At 61.7% G+C, this 18131-nt stretch carries 16 protein-coding genes; 4 read left to right on the top strand and 12 right to left on the bottom strand.

All coding sequences use genetic code 11. The annotated features are described in order from the left end of the window. Positions 1-12 precede the first annotated feature (12 nt). The 7 genes from AC1DXO_RS14105 to AC1DXO_RS14135 form a co-directional block, all read right to left on the bottom strand. A complete protein-coding gene (locus AC1DXO_RS14105) occupies positions 13-855 on the bottom strand; it encodes a 2-keto-4-pentenoate hydratase (RefSeq protein ID WP_476978802.1) in 843 nt (280 codons plus the stop codon). Continuing rightward, on the bottom strand, positions 845-1996 hold the full coding sequence (locus AC1DXO_RS14110; RefSeq protein WP_476978803.1) for a glycoside hydrolase family 88/105 protein: 1152 nt from the start codon (positions 1994-1996) through the stop codon (positions 845-847). The genes AC1DXO_RS14105 and AC1DXO_RS14110 overlap by 11 nt, the downstream gene beginning before the upstream one ends. After that, positions 1993-3510, bottom strand: coding sequence for a glycoside hydrolase family 28 protein (locus tag AC1DXO_RS14115; RefSeq protein WP_476978804.1), 1518 nt, complete (start codon positions 3508-3510; stop codon positions 1993-1995). Before AC1DXO_RS14115 ends, AC1DXO_RS14110 begins: the two co-directional genes overlap by 4 nt. Positions 3511-3928: 418 nt before the next feature. Then, on the bottom strand, positions 3929-5245 hold the full coding sequence (locus AC1DXO_RS14120; RefSeq protein ID WP_476978805.1) for an ABC transporter substrate-binding protein: 1317 nt from the start codon (positions 5243-5245) through the stop codon (positions 3929-3931). Beyond that, positions 5242-6114 (bottom strand): carbohydrate ABC transporter permease, encoded by an 873-nt coding sequence (locus AC1DXO_RS14125; RefSeq protein ID WP_476978806.1) that lies wholly within the window; start codon positions 6112-6114, stop codon positions 5242-5244. Before AC1DXO_RS14125 ends, AC1DXO_RS14120 begins: the two co-directional genes overlap by 4 nt. Further along, a complete protein-coding gene (locus tag AC1DXO_RS14130; protein WP_476978807.1) occupies positions 6111-7007 on the bottom strand; it encodes a carbohydrate ABC transporter permease in 897 nt (298 codons plus the stop codon). The genes AC1DXO_RS14125 and AC1DXO_RS14130 overlap by 4 nt, the downstream gene beginning before the upstream one ends. A gap of 3 nt (positions 7008-7010) precedes the next feature. Then, positions 7011-8162: an ABC transporter ATP-binding protein gene (locus tag AC1DXO_RS14135; protein ID WP_476978808.1), complete on the bottom strand. Its 1152-nt coding sequence runs from the start codon at positions 8160-8162 to the stop codon at positions 7011-7013. 209 nt (positions 8163-8371) lie between these two features. Here AC1DXO_RS14135 and AC1DXO_RS14140 point away from each other — a divergent pair, with 209 nt between their 5' ends. Beyond that, complete coding sequence (locus AC1DXO_RS14140) at positions 8372-8869, top strand: hypothetical protein (RefSeq protein WP_476978809.1); 498 nt, start codon at positions 8372-8374, stop codon at positions 8867-8869. Positions 8870-8882: 13 nt separating this feature from the next. On the opposite strand, the gene AC1DXO_RS14145 is transcribed toward AC1DXO_RS14140, so the two are convergent. Together AC1DXO_RS14145 and AC1DXO_RS14150 are read right to left on the bottom strand one after the other, a co-directional pair. Then, positions 8883-9656 (bottom strand): SRPBCC domain-containing protein, encoded by a 774-nt coding sequence (locus AC1DXO_RS14145; RefSeq protein ID WP_476978810.1) that lies wholly within the window; start codon positions 9654-9656, stop codon positions 8883-8885. Then, on the bottom strand, positions 9649-9996 hold the full coding sequence (locus tag AC1DXO_RS14150) for an ArsR/SmtB family transcription factor (protein WP_476978811.1): 348 nt from the start codon (positions 9994-9996) through the stop codon (positions 9649-9651). The genes AC1DXO_RS14145 and AC1DXO_RS14150 overlap by 8 nt, the downstream gene beginning before the upstream one ends. Positions 9997-10162: 166 nt before the next feature. On the opposite strand from AC1DXO_RS14150, the gene AC1DXO_RS14155 reads away from it, so the two are divergent. The 3 genes from AC1DXO_RS14155 (at position 10163) to sigJ (ending at position 12709) form a co-directional block, all read left to right on the top strand. Then, a complete protein-coding gene (locus AC1DXO_RS14155) occupies positions 10163-11275 on the top strand; it encodes an alpha/beta hydrolase family protein (protein WP_476978812.1) in 1113 nt (370 codons plus the stop codon). 97 nt (positions 11276-11372) lie between these two features. Then, entirely contained in the window at positions 11373-11822 is a 450-nt protein-coding gene (locus AC1DXO_RS14160) for a carboxymuconolactone decarboxylase family protein (RefSeq protein WP_476978813.1), read from the top strand. Between the two features lie 5 nt (positions 11823-11827). Beyond that, positions 11828-12709 carry an RNA polymerase sigma factor SigJ gene (sigJ, locus tag AC1DXO_RS14165; RefSeq protein ID WP_476978814.1) on the top strand — a complete coding sequence of 294 codons (882 nt, stop codon included), beginning with the start codon at positions 11828-11830 and terminating at the stop codon, positions 12707-12709. A gap of 6 nt (positions 12710-12715) precedes the next feature. Here the strand turns inward: sigJ and AC1DXO_RS14170 are convergent, their stop codons facing one another. The 3 genes from AC1DXO_RS14170 to AC1DXO_RS14180 are packed head-to-tail and all read right to left on the bottom strand — an operon-like array spanning position 12716 to position 18081. Continuing rightward, positions 12716-13861, bottom strand: coding sequence for a class I SAM-dependent methyltransferase (locus AC1DXO_RS14170; protein ID WP_476978815.1), 1146 nt, complete (start codon positions 13859-13861; stop codon positions 12716-12718). After that, a complete protein-coding gene (locus AC1DXO_RS14175) occupies positions 13858-14181 on the bottom strand; it encodes a DUF4031 domain-containing protein (RefSeq protein ID WP_476978816.1) in 324 nt (107 codons plus the stop codon). The genes AC1DXO_RS14170 and AC1DXO_RS14175 overlap by 4 nt, the downstream gene beginning before the upstream one ends. A 15-nt stretch (positions 14182-14196) precedes the next feature. After that, positions 14197-18081 carry a beta strand repeat-containing protein gene (locus AC1DXO_RS14180; RefSeq protein WP_476978817.1) on the bottom strand — a complete coding sequence of 1295 codons (3885 nt, stop codon included), beginning with the start codon at positions 18079-18081 and terminating at the stop codon, positions 14197-14199. Positions 18082-18131 lie beyond the last annotated feature (50 nt).

Here is an 18131-nt window from a genome sequence, read left to right on the forward strand (position 1 = left end):
TTGAAGGCGCGGTTAACCAAGCTCGCTGTTTTGCGGGGTTGCGGCGGCCGTGGCGAGTTTTAGCACCACCTCGTCGTGAGGGCCGGAATAGGTGACGATCGAGCGGCTGCCGGCGTAGATCTCATGAATGCCGGTGGTGGCGCCGGAAGATATCAGCTGACCTTTTGTCAGAGGCTTGCCGCGCGCCGCCAGGTGACCGGCCAGCCAGGCTATAGCCTTCAGCGGACCGCCGGGCATGGTGAACAGGCCGCCTTCGCCCACGACCTGACCGTCGATCTCGGTCTTGGCGGTGAAGGCCTTGAGATGGTCTGCGTTCAGCGCGGCCGGCGCGGTGTCGGAATCGAACTCCGCCAGCCGTGCGCCCAGGATCAAGCCGAAATTGTTGCCGAAGTCTGACGCGGTCACGGCGGGTCCCAGTGTGTTGATCGTCGGCAGGGGTGAGCCGGCCATCTCGATCCCGGCGAAGACGGCGTCGATCAGGCGCAGGGCCTCTTCTTCGCTATATTCGGTCTTGTCCGGATCGGCATCGTGATCGATACGAAAGACATATTCGGCTTCGACAGCGGCAAAGCCGCCGGTATAGACCGGCACGGTGACCTCCTCGCCGTCATACAGCTTCAGGGTCGGGGCAAAGATCGGCCCGGCCAGGCGTTCGGTGCCGTGGACCGGCTGGAATTCCGGCTTCAGGCGGCCAATCTTCCAGCCGATGATGGGCCGGTTCCACAGGGCGATAGCGCGATCCTGGATGGCATAGGACTGGTCCAGGGTCTGTGGCACCTCGCCGGGATAGCCGGGGAGGGCCATGCCCGTCTTGCGGGCGGTGACAAAGCGCTGCGCTATGGTCTCAATATCCATTCTGTAGTCCTTCACTTAGGGCCATCATCAGGGCGCCGACGCCCTTGGGGTCGTTGGGCGTAATCTTTTCCGACAGGTAATAGGCGTAGCTGCCGTCGCGATAAGGGATATTGCCCAATCCGGCAACACCGCAAATACCGTCCAGCGCATGGGCGGTCAGAAACCGTGCGCATACCGCTTGCAACGCCGTGTAGCCTGCCCGTCCGGCGTCGGGGTGGACAACGCCCAGCCGCGCCGCCTTCATCAGGGCGTAGGCGATCATCAGCGACGCCGAAGCCTCTTCATAATTGCCGTCGCGCGATCCCTGGTCCAGCACCTGGTACCACAGGCCGCTGGGCGAGCGCACGGCCAGCAGGGCCGTCAGGCTGCCACGCAGCAGGCGGGCCAGTTCATCGCGCGGCATCACGTCATGGGCATCGGCCAGGGCCATGACCCACCAGCCCATGGCGCGGCCCCAGAAACAGGGTGAGCAGCCGGTCACGGGATCGGCCCAGCGCTCGGTCTTCGACTCGTCCCAGCCGTGGTACGACAGGCCCGTGGTGGCGTCCTTCATGTGCAGGTCGGCATTGAGGAACTGGCGCACCATGTCGCCGACCAGGTTGGGATTGCTGGTGACGCGGGCAAACTGCGCCTGGAACGGCTGCGCCATATACAGTCCGTCGAGCCATACCTGCCACGGATAGATCTGCTTGTGCCAGTAATTGCCGCTGTGGGTGCGCGGATGGCTTTCCAGTTGCGACCATTGCACGTCCATGGCGCGGCGGTAGCGGTCGTCGCCGGTCAGTTCCCACAGCGGCAGCAGCACCTTACCGGCATGAACGCCGTCGATATTATATTCGTCGGGACGGAAGCTGGCGATAGCGCCTGCCGGGCTGACGCGCGCCGACACCTCGGTCGTGACGAAGTCGAGCAGGGCATTGTCGCCCAAAGCCGTATAGAGATCGAGCGCGCCCTTCCAGATCATGCCGTCTTCGTAGTTCCAGAAATCGCGATAAGGCATCCAGGCGCGCAGATAGGCCGTAAGGTACGTGGCGGCATCGCCAAACGGTACCAGGGCATTGATCGCCGAGGCTTCCAGGGTAAAACTGCGCTGCAGGGGAGCGGCGACAACATCGGTGGGGATTTTCGGCAGGACGATCATGATACATTCTCCAGCCGCACGCGATCACCCGACTGACCTTCGATATCGAGATCCTTCAGGCGGATATGGCGGGCATTGCAGATATAGACACCCATCCGGGCGACGGGCGTAATCGAGGCCGCCATGTCGGGCGCCTCAGCCGTGGCCTCCGGATCGAAACGGGCCGAGAGGCGGTCGATTTCGATGCCGTCGATCGGCATTTCCGGCAGGCCCAGCAGATAGACGGCGGCGTGGCGCACGCCGGTGCAGCGGATGTTGGTCAGGTGAAACCCGCCCAGGGAAGGCGTGCCGTCATCGACTGGCCGGGCATGGCGGTCGGCGACATAGTCGGTCTTGCCGTCGGAATCGGCCCAGTAGAAGCTGTTAATGACAAAGGGCGTGCCGACGTCCGTCATGACGATATTGTCGAAGCGGGCATTGCGGATAATGGCATCCTTGCCGCGTCCGCGCCGCGTCTTGATGCGCACGCCGCGGTCCGTGCCGGTAAAAAGACAGCTGGACACCGTTACGTCCGAGATGCCGGCGGCCATTTCCGATCCGAGAACGACACCGCCATGGCCCTTTTCCATCCAGCAATTGCTGATGTTCACACGGCGTGTCGGTCGCAGCGCCTTCTTCGCCATGGCGATCTTGCCGGATTTTAGGGCGATACAGTCATCGCCGACCGTGAAATGGATGCCGGCGATCCGGACATCTTGCGAGCTTTCCGGGTTGCAGCCGTCGGTATTGGGGCTGTCGGCCGGGGCGGAAATATTGAGATTGGCCACCGTCACCTGTTGGCAATGCAGCGGATGCAGGTTCCACGACGGGCTGTTGGCCAGGGAAAAGCCTTCGAAGACCAGGTTTTGGCTGTCGACGGCGAAGATCAGGCGCGGCCGCCAACTGCCATAGGGTTGCTTCGGGTGCGCCCACCAGGTGTCCTTGCCGGCGCGGCCGTCGATCAGGCCCTCGCCGAAGATGGTTACGTCCGTGGCCGACAGGATGTTGAGCAGGGCGGCGTGACAGCCCTTGGGCTCGCCTTCCCAGGATCCGAGCCACGCGGTTTCGCGACCATCGGGGTCATAGAGGCTGCCCGGCAGGATAGGCCATTGCGCAATGTCGCGCAGGCCGAGAAGTTGCCCGGAAATTTCAAGATGGCTACGGCTTTTCAGGAACAGCGGCCCGCTGGCATAGCTGCCGGTCAGGCGAACTACGGCATGGTCCGGACAAGCCGACAACGCCGCCTGCAGGGCGCGGGTGTCGTCCGTGACGCCATCGGCTTTTGCGCCGAAATCTTCCGGCTTGAGGATGACGCTGATCTTGGCTGTGCGGGCCTTCAGGGTCTTGCCGGCGGCAGTAATTTTGTAGGCTGTGTCGGGCTTGAGACCGCGCAGGGTGACGACATTGCGCTTTGTGGTCATGGCGTGGGCGCCATCGACCAGGATATCGCGCGTTGTGTCGCTCTCGAAACAACTGCCGTCGGTGATCTCGACGGTCAAGCCAAACGGCGTGGTACAGATGAGGATCAGAGACATGGCAGCCCCGGGATGCTTTCGCTGATCGAAGGATTTATCCGCAGGTTTTTTGCGATTTCCAGGCGCTGACAGCTACGTGAAGACGTTCGTTCAACGCAGTGACGGCACGTCGTCGGCTGTGGAATTTTTGGCCACGAAAAGCACGAAAAAACGAAAAGCACGAAGGGGGCAGCACTAAAAACTATTCCGCCCGAAGGGCAATCGATCACGATGCGGCCTGCTCGAATTAAGGCGCTTTCCCCTTCGCTAAAGCTTCGGGGAACAGGTCGCGCGGGTCTATCCGCAAGTCCTGTTCGTGCTTTTCGTTTTTTCGTGCTTTTCGTGGCCAAAAATTCCACTGTAGACGACGTGCCGTCATGGCGTTGCACGAACCAACGGGACGGACGGAGGGGTGACAAACCCATGGCGAATATGACCATCACCGGACCACCCGCTGAAGAATGCCATTGATGTCGTCATACAGCCGGCGGCCGGCCTCCTTTTCCGTCAGGCGGCCATAGCCCTGCATCTCGAAGATGTCCTGAAAGCCGTCGCGGACACGCGGATGCTCGAACCACGGGCTTTCCGTCACGTGAATCGGCAAGGTGGCGATCTGCTCCTCGCTCTGCTGTTTCAGGCCGGTCAGCTCGCCGTCGGCGGCCAGGACCTTGCGCGCCGCGGCCGATACCGGAATGCCGCGCTTCAGGCCCATGGCGCGCACGCCCTCAGGGTCGTTCATCAGGAAGTTCAGCAGTAGCGCCGTTTCTTCCGGATGTTTCGTCAGGCGGTTGATCGAGAACATCATCGCCGGGCGGTACAGCAGCCCGGCATCGCTGGCGCCGGCGCGCATCGGATAGGGTGCCAGGACCATCTGCTGCCCCGGTTTCAGCGTATCGACATATTTGTCGATGGCCGAGTTCCACTGATAGGCGCCGGCGAATTCGCCGTTGATCCACGGCCGCATTTCCTGCTGGGCGACATTGCCGAACGAGGCACGATAGCGGGCATTGGCCAGGCTGTGCTTGCGAACCATCTCGGCGTATAGCCAGGCCATTTCGGCCATGTCGTCGGGGGTACAGTTCAGCTGCTTTGCCGTGTCGTCAACCAGGGGCTTGCCGGTCTTCTGCACGACATAGGCCCGGGTCAGGCCGGCCAGGTCCTGAAAGGTCATGTCGATCGGGTAATAGGCCGGACCCAGCCGGTCGCGCATGGCCAGGCCCGAGGCGACCAGCCCTTCCCAGGTCGTGGGCACATCGAGACCCGCCCTGTCGAAGGTGGTCTTGTTGACATAGAACAGGCGCGCCGCATTGGACACTGACAGGGCGTCGCGGCGGCCGTGGCTGTCGCCCATGCTTAAGGAGCGCGCATCGTACTGCGAAAAATCGATGATGTCGGACATCTGGTTGAGGTCGAAAAACCCCGTGCCGTCGCGCGAAAACAGCGCCTGCCAATACCAGTTGATCTGCATCAGGTCGGGGGCGGTATTGCCGGCGATCTGGGTCGTCAGCCGTTCGAGATGGCCGATAAAGCCGGTATACTCGCCCTTGACCTCTATATGCGGATAGCGCGTCATAAAGGCCTCGAGCGCGGCCAAGGTCGCCTTGTGCGCCGACGAACCACCCCACCAGCTCATGCGCAAGCGGACAATGGCATTCTTGCGTCCGGGCTTGGTGTCCGCCGGTCCGCAACTGGAAAGCCCGCAACCGGAAAGAGCCGCGGCACCAAGTCCGGTTAGAATTTTCCGACGGCCGATCATCCCTTGACAGCCCCGGACGTAATGCCTTCGACAAAGTATTTCTGGGCGGCGAAAAACAGGATCAGCGACGGTGCCAGCGCAATGGTCGACATGGCCAGGATCTCGTTCCAGTTGGTCGCCTCGGTGACGTCGATCGACATCTTGAGCGCCAGGGAGACGGGATATTTTTCGACACTGGACAGGTAGATCAGCGGCTGGACGAAGTCGTTCATGCTCCACATGAATTGGAACAGGGCGACCGAGATGATGGCCGGCAGGATGACCGGACAGACCACCAGGGTCAGGACCTGGAAGGAATTGCAACCGTCCATGACTGCGGCTTCCTCCATGTCACGCGGCAGGGTGCGCATGAACTGGATAATCAGGAAGACAAAGAAACCTTCTACCGCGAAGGCCTGGGGGACATAGAGCGGGAAATAGGTGTCGAGCCAGCCGAATTGGCGGAACATCAGATATTGCGGGATCAACAGGACGCTCTTGGGCAGCAATACGGTCGCCATCAGCAGTCCGAAGAGCCATTTCCGGCCCGGAATGGCGAAGCGCGCAAAGCCATAGGCGACAATGACCGACGAGATGACGGTGACGATCACCTTGGGGATGACGATCTCCATCGTGTTGATCAGATAGTGGCCGAAACTGTATTCGGTCGAGGTCTTCCAGCCGCTTTTGAAGCCGTCCGCCGTCGGATGGGCCGGGATAAAGCCGATGCTGGAAAAGATATCGTGATTGTTCTTGAAGGCCGAGCCGATCATCCACAGCAGGGGATACAGCATCAGGAAGCCGATGACGATCAGCACGCCGTAACGCGTGACGTTGGTGATCAGCGGCAGGTGGCGGCGCCAGGACGGAGTTGTTGACGGGGATGTCATTGCTCATCCTCCGTGCGGTTCTCGGCGTAGAAGACCCAGCGCTTCTGCAGGCGGAAGGCCAGGCCGGTAAAGACAGCGATAATGACGAACAGCACCCACGACAGAGCGCTGGAATAGCCGACATTGAAATATTTGAAGGCTTCTTCATAGACCATCAGCGGCAGGAAGTAGCTCGACTTCATCGGACCCCCGCCCGTGATGATGTAGGGGCCGTTAAACTCCTGGAAGGCCTGGACGATCTGCATGATCAGGTTGAAGAAGATGACCGGAGTCAGCAGGGGCAGGGTGATCAAGGCGAATTGCTGCCAGCGCGGGGCGCCGTCAAGATCGGCGGCTTCGTAGAGGTCCTGCGGAATAGCCTTCAGTCCGGCCAGGAAGACGACCATGGCTGAGCCGAATTCCCACAGGCGCAGCAGGACGATGGAGAACATGGCCGTACCGGGTTCGCCCAGCCAGTTGACGCCGCCGAAGCCCAGCTGGTGCAAAAACTGGTTGATCAGGCCGTCGCCGGCGAAGACGAAGCGCCAGACCACGGCGACCGCGACACTGCCGCCCAGGATCGACGGCAGGTAGAAGGCGGTGCGGAAAAAACCGATGCCGCGCAGCTTGTAGTTCAGCACCACGGCGATAAGCAGGGCGAAGGCCAGCTTCAGCGGCACCGTAATGAAGACATAGAGAAAGGTCATGGCCAGCGACTTGTGGAAGGTCGCATCGCCCGCCATGGCCACGTAGTTATGCAGGCCGGTGAAATGGGCGGCTCCGAGCTGGTCCTGGAGCTGGGCGTCGGTCAGGCTGAGCACGAAAGAGGCGACGAACGGAAACGCCGTAAAGGCCAGGAAGCCGATGACGAAGGGCAGGACATAAAGCGATCCGGTCAGCCGATTGCCATACATGGCTCAGGCCTTTCCTGCCGGGATGCGACCAAGCGTTACACCCTGCGTGTCGAACAGATGGGTGCGTGTCGGATCGATGCGCAGGTGGACCTCCTGGTGGATGATCAGTTCGACCTCGCCGTCCAGCTTGACGATCAATGGGGGCGCATCAACCTCCTTCAGGGCGATATAGGCGAAGGTTTCGCCGCCCATGCGCTCGATCAGCGAGACATAACCCCAAAGATCGCCTTTTCGATCGGCCTCAGGTGTCATCAGGCTGAGCCCTTCGGGGCGAATGCCCAGGCTGGCGTCGCTGTTCAGTATTGTGGTTACGCCGAGACGTGGTAAGGTGATCCGGCCCTGGGATGTCGTAACGGTGACGCTGTCGGCCGTGGCGCCGGCGATCTTCACCGGCAGGATATTCATGCGCGGCGAGCCGATAAAGGTAGCGACAAACAGGTTGGCCGGATTGCGGTACAGCTCCATGGGCGCACCGGCTTGCTCGATGCGGCCGGCATTGAGCACGACGATCTTGTCGGCCAGGGTCATGGCCTCGACCTGGTCGTGGGTGACATAGATCGACGTGGCGCCCAGCTTGGCATGCAGGCGGGCGATCTCGATACGCATCTGCCCGCGCAGGGCGGCGTCGAGATTGGACAAGGGCTCATCGAACAGGAAGACGTCGGGTTCGCGGACCATGGCGCGGCCGATGGCGACGCGCTGTCGCTGTCCGCCCGACAGGGCCTTGGGGTGGCGATGCAGCAGGGCGTCGAGTTGCAGTATCTCGGCGACCTCGCGCACCCGCGCCTTGACCTGGATGGCGGGCACGCCTTTGATCTTCAGGGCGAAACCGATATTGTCCTCGACCGTCATGTGCGGATACAGGGCATAGGACTGGAACACCATGGCCACGCCGCGTTTCGACGGATGGGCGTGGGTGACGTCCTGGCCGGCTATGGTAATGGTGCCGGAGGAGGGCGTTTCCAGCCCGGCGATCAGGCGCAGAAGCGTGGACTTGCCGCACCCGGACGGGCCGACGAATACGACCAGATCCCCTTTGCCGATGTCGAGCGAAACGCCCTTGATGACATCCGTACGGCCGTTTCGGCCCTGGCCACCATGACCCTGGCCAAACGACTTGGTGATCTGGTCCAGGATGACGCTGGACGTGTACAACTGGTTCCCCGTTTTGCTCTATGCGGAATTCTGACGATCCCTTATTTCGTCGTATAGGAAACCGGTGTCATTTTCAACGCGACCAGAGAAGATTGTGCGAAAATAGGCGATAATATTTACGTCAACGGCGGCTGCCGGCAATCTGGACAGTCCATAATGCGCAGCGCATAGTGGTATTCCCATAAGTCTATTCTCAGGAGAACAGTACCATGGTCAGTGCACCCATTTTTGTTCCCAGCCATATTACCACCTATGGCGCGGCCCATACCATCGTCAGCCTGGCGCCGGTGCTGCTGGGACTTTACCTGTTCCTGGTCAAGGGGACGATCGACCTGAAAAACCCGCTGGGCAAGGCCTATTGGGCCACCGCGATGATCGGTACCCTCACAGGTCTGTTCATCTTCCACCATGGCGGTTTCGGACCGCCGCACGCGGTCACCATTTTCATGGCGGTTATTCTGTTGATCGCCGCTGTCGCACGCTGGCTGCCGTTTTCGCACAAGGTCGAGGTGATCTGCCTGTCGCTGAGCTATTTCTTCCTGTGGTTCTTCACCACGACCGAAACCCTGACGCGTTTTCCGGCGGCCAAGCCGTTCGCTCCGTCGCCTGAAGCGATAGAACTGGCGCCGGTGCGTGTGGTCTTGCTGCTGATCCTGGTGGCCGGCATCTGGCTGCAATTGCGCAAACCCAAGGCGGCTGCAGCCTGAGGTTCAAAAATACTTACGGTACCGACAGGCTCAGCATCGGGGCATTTTCGAAACGGAAACCGCGGCCAGCCAGTATGACCGGATCCTGGCCCTGCGCGGCCGTCAGTTCGGCCTCGCTCATGCCGCGCACAATGCCGAGACCATGGGCTCCGGCGCCGTCCGCCACCGGACCGATGGCCACGACCAGCCCCTTCGAGACAAAATCCGCCCAGTAGCGGCTGTGCGCCTGCATGTCGGCCATTTCCTCCGCGGTGGCGTCGAACGGAAAGGTGGGACGCGGCGCCAGCAGGCGCATGACGAAGACCGGCTGTTGAGCGGCCTCGTGCGGCGCCAGCCAGCCGTCGAGCCAGCCCAGTACGCGCTCCCAGCCATTAGCATGACCGGCGCAGGATTCGGCGTGATCGCCGAAGCCGCTGTGGCGTACCGTGACCCGGGTACCGCCGTCGATCGACCTGAGATTATAGCTGACCTGGCTTTCGAAGCTTTCCCAGTCGGGCTTCCACGTCAGGTCGAGGCGATGTGGCGGCTGGACAAGTGTGTAGACACCGCCGACGCTGAACGCGCTGCCATCCTGGCCGACGCCGCTGCTCCGCCATTCGCCGCCTTCGCGCAGGTCGGCAGTCATGGCTGTCGTCCGGTACAGGTCGTCCGAGCCCCACCATTGCGGCAATTGGGCCGGGTCGGTCAGGGCGGCAAAGACACGCTCGATCGGCGCCTTGATATCGACGGTGGCCAGGACAAGGCCGGCCTGGACATCGGCGATGGCGCGGGCGGATGGTTCAGGCATCGGGGTTTGTCTCCATATACTGTTTCAAGGCATCGAGATGACCTTGCCAGAAGCGGCGATAGGTCAGGATCCAGTGATCGATCGGCCTGAGCGTGGCTGGCTTAAGCCGGTAGATGCGTTCGCGTCCCTGGCGGGTTTCCGTCACCACACCGGATTCGCGCAGGATACGCAGATGTTTGGAAATGGCCGGACGTGAAACCGGAAAGGCTTCGGCCAGGCTATTGACGGGCCTGGGGCCGTCGCGCAGGGCGTCGATAAGCGCCCGCCGCGTTGGATCGGCAATGGCGCGGAAGACGTCGACCGCGTCCTCTTCGACCACCTTTTTCATCGCCGCCGTCATGCCAACCTCAAAAATACGTAACTATATGGTTACGTATTAACACAGGAACGTACGGACGTCGCCAAAAAATTAGCCTTGATCCCATAAGCCCGTTACGAAAGATTAAGTTCTCAATTCCGTCAGATGAACTTAACCTGCCGGTCCGGCAACAAGGGCAGGGCGTGATATGACTTCGCGACGCAGATTACTGGTTGGACTGCTGGCAGCGACCGGCGCTGGATCGTCCCTCCGCCTGACCCCGGCCCTGGCTCAATCCTCGCCGGCGGCGATGAAGACGCAGGATTTTGCCTTCGTCTCGGTCGGCAACCGGCTCTCCGGATTCATCGACCTTCCCGCCGATGGGGCGCCGCACGCCGTGATCGTGATCATCCACGGCTACGGCGAGACGGACGTAGCCGGCCGAACCTCGTATTACGACCTGCGCAGCCACTTTACCGCCCAGGGAATCGCCACCGTGATCTGGGACAAACCCGGGTGTGGCAAGAGCGAGGGCAGGTTCGACATCAACCAGTCCGTGGACAGCAGCGCCGGGGAGGTGCTGGATGCTATCCGGCAATTGCGTGAAAGCCAGGTGCCTGGTGCGCAAACCGTCGGGCTCTGGGGCATCAGTCGGGCGGGCTGGATCGCGCCCTTGGCCATCACGCAGGATTCTGGCCTGGACCCCGCCATTGCTTTCTGGATTTCGGTAAGTGGTACGGATGACAAGGAAAATTTCCCGTATCTGTTGGAGTCCAATCTGCGTATCGAGGGCAGGACGGAACCGGAGGTCCAGCGTCTGGTCGGTGAGTGGCGGCGGGGCTTCGCGATCATCAGCCAGGGCGGGACGTTCCAGGACTACCTGGCGGCAACGCAAAACCTGTGGCGCGATCCCTTCATGATCTATCTCACCGGCGGTTCGGGCGCTGATGAAGCGTCATTTCACAGTGACCAGGCCAAATTTCTCAGCGGTGCGTTCCAGGTCGATCCGGCGACCGGCCTGCAGGTCTATGTACCGGATTTCTCCGCGATGCTGGCCCGAATAAATATTCCGGTACTCGCCATCTTCGGCGAAAAGGACAGGAATGTCGATTGGCGCAAGACGGCGGCGCTTTATGCTGCAACGATCGGTGAAAATCCGCGGGCCAGCCTGACCGTTCGCACCTTTGCGGATGGCAACCACAATCTGCAGCAGGCAACGACGGGCGGCTTGCGCGAGATGATCGAAATGAAGGAACGCCGTCCGTGCGACGGTTATTTCGAAGCGACGACGAAGTGGCTGCGCGCCGGAGCGCTGGCCTGAGCAAGGCGATTTCGGCGGCAAAATCTTCTTTCCTTCATGTCACATCCGTCCATGCTGTCTCGTCTTCCTTTCAGACCCCATTTAAGGAGATACGAGAATGACCCGACTGAACATTGCCGCCCTGGCGCCCGAAGGTTTCAATGGCCTGCTGGCCGTCGAAACCTATCTGGCCGGATCCGGTCTTGACCCGAAGCTGAAAAGCCTGGTCAAGCACCGCGTGTCGCAGCTGAATGGCTGTGCCTACTGCCTGCATATGCACCGCGAGGACTTGCTGAAGCTGGGCGACACGGATGCGAGGCTGAACATGCTCAATGCCTGGCACGAGTCGTATATGTTCACCGAACGCGAGAAAGCAGCGTTATTGTGGGCCGAATCCCTGACCTTTGTCGCCAAAGATCACGTGCCGGACGCCACCTACGCCGTCGTCAAGGCGCAGTTCAGCGACAAGGAACTGGCCGACCTGACCCTGGCGGTGGCAACGATCAATGCGTGGAACCGGCTTTCGGTATCGATGCGCAAGGTTCACCCGCACGACAAGGCGGCCTGAGACCAATGACGGATTCCGGCACATGGTTCGAAGCGGAGCGGCGGCATCTCAAGGGTGTCGCCTACCGCATGCTGGGCACGCTGGGCGAGGCCGAAGACGCCGTGCAGGAGGCCTTCCTGCGCGTCCGCGACCGCGATCCGGCGACGCTCGACAGTCCGCGCGCCTATCTGACTCGGATCGTTACACGCATCTGCCTCGACATGCTGAAATCGGCGCGCCATCAGCGCACCACCTATGTCGGAACCTGGCTACCGGAAGCCTTGCACGACACCAGCGGCCTCACCGGTGGTGTTGCCGGGGATGATGCGGACGACCTGGCTCACGACCTTTCCATGGGCTTGCTGCATGCCCTGGAGCGGCTCAGCCCGCTGGAACGCGCCAGCTTCCTGCTGCGCGACGTGTTCGATGTCGATTTCGCCGAGATCGCCCGCACCCTGGAGCGCAGCGAGGCGGCCTGCCGGCAACTGGCGGCGCGCGCCCGCAGTCATGTCCGCCAGTCACGGCCGCGCTTCAAGGTGACGCCCGACGCCGAGCGGCGCTATCTCGAAGCCTTTATCACTGCCTCCCAGGCGGGCGACATGGCGGCCCTGGAGGCGCTTCTGGCCGACGACGTGAAGCTCTATTCCGACGGTGGCGGCAAGGTCGCGGCAGCGATCAACATCCTGGCCGGCCGGCGCCGGGTGGGCGGCTTCATGGCCGGCATCTACCAGAAGTTCCGCAATCATACGACACGGGCATTGCGCTACGATCACGTCAATGGCGTGTTGTCGCTGCTGACGACACACAGCGACGGCCTGACCGATGTGATCAGCATCGAAGTGAATGGCGACCGGATCAGCGCCGTCTATATCCAGCGCAATCCGGACAAGCTGGGAACGATCCAGTAACGCCCGTCAGTAGATCTGTACGATCCGCTCCGGCGCGACACCCTGGGCCAGCAAGCTCTTTTCGATATCGGCGGCGAAGCTGTACGAGGCGACGACGATCTTGTGCGGGCTGGCTATGACGACCGCAGGCGGCAGGATCGCGAAGCCCTCGACCGTGTGGCCCTGTTTCTGCGGGTCGCGGTCGGTCAGGCCCCGGACATCGGCATGGCGCATCAAAGAGGTGCGGCTGAGCAGCATCGAGGTCTGGACGCCGGCGCTCCAGATCCACACCGGCTCACCGGGCGTGAGTGCCACGCGCAGACGAGCGTCGGCCGTCTCCCACATGGCGCGGTCGCGGGCGGTGTAGGCTTCGCAAAAGGCCATGTTGTCAACGAAGGACGAGACGATGGGCGGCGGTGGCGCAGAAGTTTTGCGCGCCAACACGGTGATCACCGGATAGAGGAATTCATCATAGCAGATGGGCGCTGCGATCACGTCCAGTCCGGCCTGTCCCAGCAGGTTGGTCAGGGCGGTACGCTCGAAATAGTTGACGTGCTCCATGGTGAACATGCCGGGCGGACAGCGCTCCGGCGAGATCAGGCACGGCACCTCCATCAGGAAATGACCGCCGGGCGCCAGGGCGTCACGCACGGCTTTCAGGGAGACGGGCGGATCGTAGATGTGCTCAAGAACATGGCTGAGCGTGACCAGGTCGAGACCCTGTTCACCAGCCAGGCCGTCCTCGCAGCTGGCGACCGTCAGGTCGATATCATAGAGGGATTTGGCCTGGGAAACCGCTACGGGAGACAGGTCGGAACCGCAGACCTGCCAGCCGGCACGACGGAAGTGGAACAGCATCTTGCCGGTGGCGGCGCCGGCATCGTAAACCCGGCCGGGCGTCAGACCGGTCTCCGACACCAGGTCGAGCATGCGTTTTGCGGTCGAGATCAGCGGCGGATCGCCGGTCGTGAAGGCGGTATAGGGAGCGAAACCGGCATAATGTTTCAGCATGGTCTCGATCGGGACAATCGGGTCTTGCAGCACCAGGCCGCAGCCGGCGCAACATCGCATGGCGTAGACAACGCGGCCCAGACCGCAGACATCCATGTTGACGGAGGTGACGGTCGGGCCGTCATCCGATCCGCAAATAAAACAGGTCCGCTTTTGGCTCATGGGGCCCTCTTCCTGCGCTGCCAGGCGCGATACCATCCAGGCGCTTCCGATGGCAGGCCGCAACGGCCTTCGACCGCCTTGCGCCGGCGCATCATGCCACACTGGCGGTAGGTGATGGCGACCGCGCCGATGGCCAGCGCCAGGCTGCGCCGGTCCAGCGGCACGTCGTAATGGTCGCCTTGGTATGAGCCGCGTCGCATACCGATGCGCTGCGCCATCGCGTGCAGTTCGGCGTCACTGTCGGCGATCATATGCGACATCTGCATGCCGTGGAACTGACCGATAGCGTAACGGTACATATCATCGATATAGACAGGCATGCCCGTCGGACGCTCTTAGCTGAAAACAAAATCGCTGGCGGTTAGCGTTGTCACCCCGGTGAGGACAGCCAGGGCGATTTCGGCCGTTCCGCCGGCGCCATCCGAATCCCAATAGAGGGTGCGGTTGTGTGCATTGAAAATGAACTGCGCGTGGCTGCCGGTGGCGTAGCGGCCAAAGGTCAGTTCGGTGCCGTCGAGACTGTGGCCGATGGCAAACCCGTAGTCGGCAGCGCTGAAGGCCAGGTGGTCGACGCCCGACGTAAAGTCGGTGATCCGATCGGCACCATTGGCGCCGGCTGCCAGGAAGACGAAATCGTCCGCGTCACCGCCGCCAAACAGTGTGTCGGCGCCACCCATGCCGCTCAAACTGTTGGCACCGGCATTGCCACGCAGCATATTGTCAAGACCGTTGCCGGTACCATCGATCGTCAAGGTTCCGGTCAGGACCAGCGCCTCGACATAGTCACCCAGGCTGTAGGTTAGGCTGGAACTGACCTGGTCAGTACCTTCACCCGACACCTCGGTGACCACGTCGTCGCTACTGTCGACAAAATATGTGTCGTTGCCGTCGCCGCCGACCAGCGTGTCATCGCCTATACTGCCATTAAGGATATCGTTGCCGCCGCCAGCGGTCAGCAGATTGTTGCCGCTATTACCGGTCAGGCTGTTGCCGAGGTCGTTGCCGGTGCCGTCGATGCTTAAGTTTCCGATCAGGACCAGGGTTTCGACATCGTCACCCAGACTATAGGTGACGCTGGCATAGACCTGATCATTGCCTTCGCCGGACGCTTCGGTAACCGAGTCATCGCCGCTGTCGACATAGTATCTGTCGTCGCCCGTGCCGCCGATCAGGCTGTCGTCGCCCGCGCTGCCGTTGAGTGTGTCATTGCCATCGCCGCCGGTGAGTACATTGTTCCCGGTCGTGCCGATAATCGTATTGGCGAGGTCGTTCCCAGTACCGTCGATATTGTCCGTGCCGATCAGGTACAGCAACTCGATACTGTCACCCAGGCGGTAGGTGGCGGTGGAACGCACCGTGTCCGTACCTTCGCCGGAAACCTCGGTGATCGTGTCGTGGGCATCGTCGACGAAATAGCTGTCATTGCCGTCGCCGCCCTCCAGGGTATCGGCACCACCGCGGCCATTCAATGTGTTGCTGGCCGAATTGCCGGTCAGGACATTGTCCAGGTCGTTGCCCGTGCCGTTGATCGGGTCAGTCCCCAGAAGGACCAGGTTTTCTACCTGACTGCGCAGGGTATGGCTGATGTACGAGAAGACCGTGTCGGTTCCGCCCCCGGCCTGCTCCGCCACGCGATCCGCCAGGTCATCGACATAGTAGCTGTCGTCGCCCGATCCGCCCGTCATGGTATCGGCGCCGATTCCGCCGTCGAGGACGTTGTTGCCGGTATTGCCGCGCATGACGTTATCGTCGTCATTGCCGGTGGCGTCGATATCGGCTGTCCCGGTCAGGGTCAGGTCTTCGGTGTAGATGTTGAGCGTCCAACTGACCGAGGCAAAGACCTTGTCGTGGCCGCCATCGTCGCTGCCCGGGAAGAAATCCTCGATCGTTTCATCGTCGGCATCGTCGACATAGTAGGTATCGTCATCGGCACCGCCGTACATGGTGTCGGCGCCGAGCCCGCCGTTTACGATATCCGCGCCCTCATCGCCGTCCAGCGTGTTGTCGCCGCTGTTACCGCGGATGTTATTGTCTTCGTCATTACCGATACCGTACAGATCATCGGTACCGGACAGGGTCAGGTTCTCGACATAGTCCGGCATATAGAAATCAACCGTCGAAATGACCTTGTCGGTCCCGCCGGCGTCGCAGCCGCAGATCAGTTCTTCGGAGACTTCGTCATAGATGCTGTTGACGTAATAAACATCGTCGCCGCCAAAACCGAACATCAGGTCGTCGCCGCCCCCACCGTTCAGCACATTGTCGCCGTCATTGCCGGACAGGATATTGTCGAGCCGGTTACCGGTCAGGTTCAGGTCATCCGTGCTCGTCGGGTCGAGGAATACGCCGTCGATGTGGGCGCCCAGGGTATAGGAGATGGTCGAAAAGACGATATCTAGGCCCTGGTCGTCAGTCTCGATCACCACGTCGCCGGCCGAGTCGACGGCATAGGTATCGTCGCCGTCGCCGCCGGCCATGGTATCATCGCCCAGTCCGCCATCGATCGCGTCATCGCCGTCGAGGCCCAGCAGGACATTGTTGCCGTCATTACCGGTGAGATAGTTGTCGTCGCTATTGCCCGTACCGTCGATATTGTCGCTGCCGGTCAGGCGCAGGTCCTCAAAGTAGCCACCCTCGACCAGGGTAAAGCTCCAGCCAATATCGATCTCGTCATAGCCTTCGCCGACAGCCTCGATATAGACGTCGCCCGCGTCGTCGATGACGTAGGTATCGTCACCGTCGCCGCCTTGCATGATGTCGTCGCCGCCGCCGCCATCCAGCTTGTTGTCGCCGTCGTTGCCGATAAGGACGTTGCTGTCTGCGTTGCCCGTGCCATCGATATCGTCGAAACCATCAAGGATCAGGGCTTCGATATTGGCGCCGAGCGTGAAGCTGACGAAGGAGTCGACCACGTCATCGCCTTCACCCGGCAGTTCGGTGACCGTGTCGTCGAGGCTGTCGACGATATAGGTGTCGTCGCCGTCGCCACCCAGCATATGCACCGCCGCGCCGGTGCCGTCCATGATCTCGCCCACATTGGTTCCGACCGTATCGCCGACCGTCCAGCGTTTCATGAAGACGCCGTAAAGGTCGCCGTCCTGATGCTCGCTGGTCCAGGCCACCGTATAACCGCCGTCGGCCGTTGCCTGCACGGACGCGTACAGTTGATCCGTGGCCGTGAAGCTATTGACCAGGGTCTCTGTGCCAACTGCGCCGTCCGCCGAATTGTAACGCTGGGAATAGACGCCGTAGCCGGTGCCGTCCTGGCCGTTGCTGGTCCAGGTGATGACATAGCCGCCGTCGCTCAGGCCTGTGACAGAGGAATCGTACTGCGCGCCGGTGGTATAGCTGTTGACCGGGAATTCGCTATTGACCGGGTCGCCATTGCTATCGAACCGCTGGGCATAGATACCGTAGCTGCTGCCATCCTCGCCGGCGCTTGTCCAGGTGACGATATAGCCGCCGTCGCTGAGCGCCGCGATGGATGGCTCATCCTGAATGCCGGTGGTATAGGTATTGACCCGGATTTCCCCGTCGACCGGATCGCCGTAGGCATCATAGCGCTGCAGCGAGATGCCGCCCTGCGAACTGTCCTGGTCCGCCCAGGCGATGACGTAGCCGCCGTCGGTGAGGGCGGCTATGGCCGGCGCGGACTGGTCGCCGGTTGTTGTCGTATTGACCAGGGTCTCTGACCAGACCTCCGTGCCATCGGCATAAAACTGCTGCAGATATATCCCCGAACCGTCGCCGTCCTGATCGGCGCTTTGCCAGACGATGACGTAGCCGCCGTCGGCCAGACCGGCCGTGATCGCAAGCGTCTGGGCGCCGGTGGTTTCGGTATTGATCGGGACTTCGCCGCCCGTGGCCGCGCCCGTGGCGTCATAGCGTTGAGCGTAGATGCCGAAATCGTCGCCATCCTGCAGGCCGGATTGCCAGGTCACGATGAAGCCGCCGTCGGCCAGCGCCGTCACGCTTGCCAGGCCCTGCGCGTCGGTCGTTTCGCTGTTAACCAGGAATTCCAGGCCGACCGGGTCACCATCGGCATCGAAAATCTGGCCGTAGACACCTGCGGCATCGCCGTCCTGGCCGCTGTCGGTCCAGATCACGACGAAACCGCCATCGCTGAGCGCCGCCATCGAAGGCCCGGACTGGTCGCCCGTCGTGTAGGTGTTGACCGGGGTCTCGGTACCCGGCGTAAGGTCGGTAACAGGCAAGGTCATGGAGGCGTTCCCTGAAAAGGTCCACAGGAAGGCCAGCCGTTCCGGCCATA

The organism is Asticcacaulis sp. P2_C5, assembly GCF_056404555.1.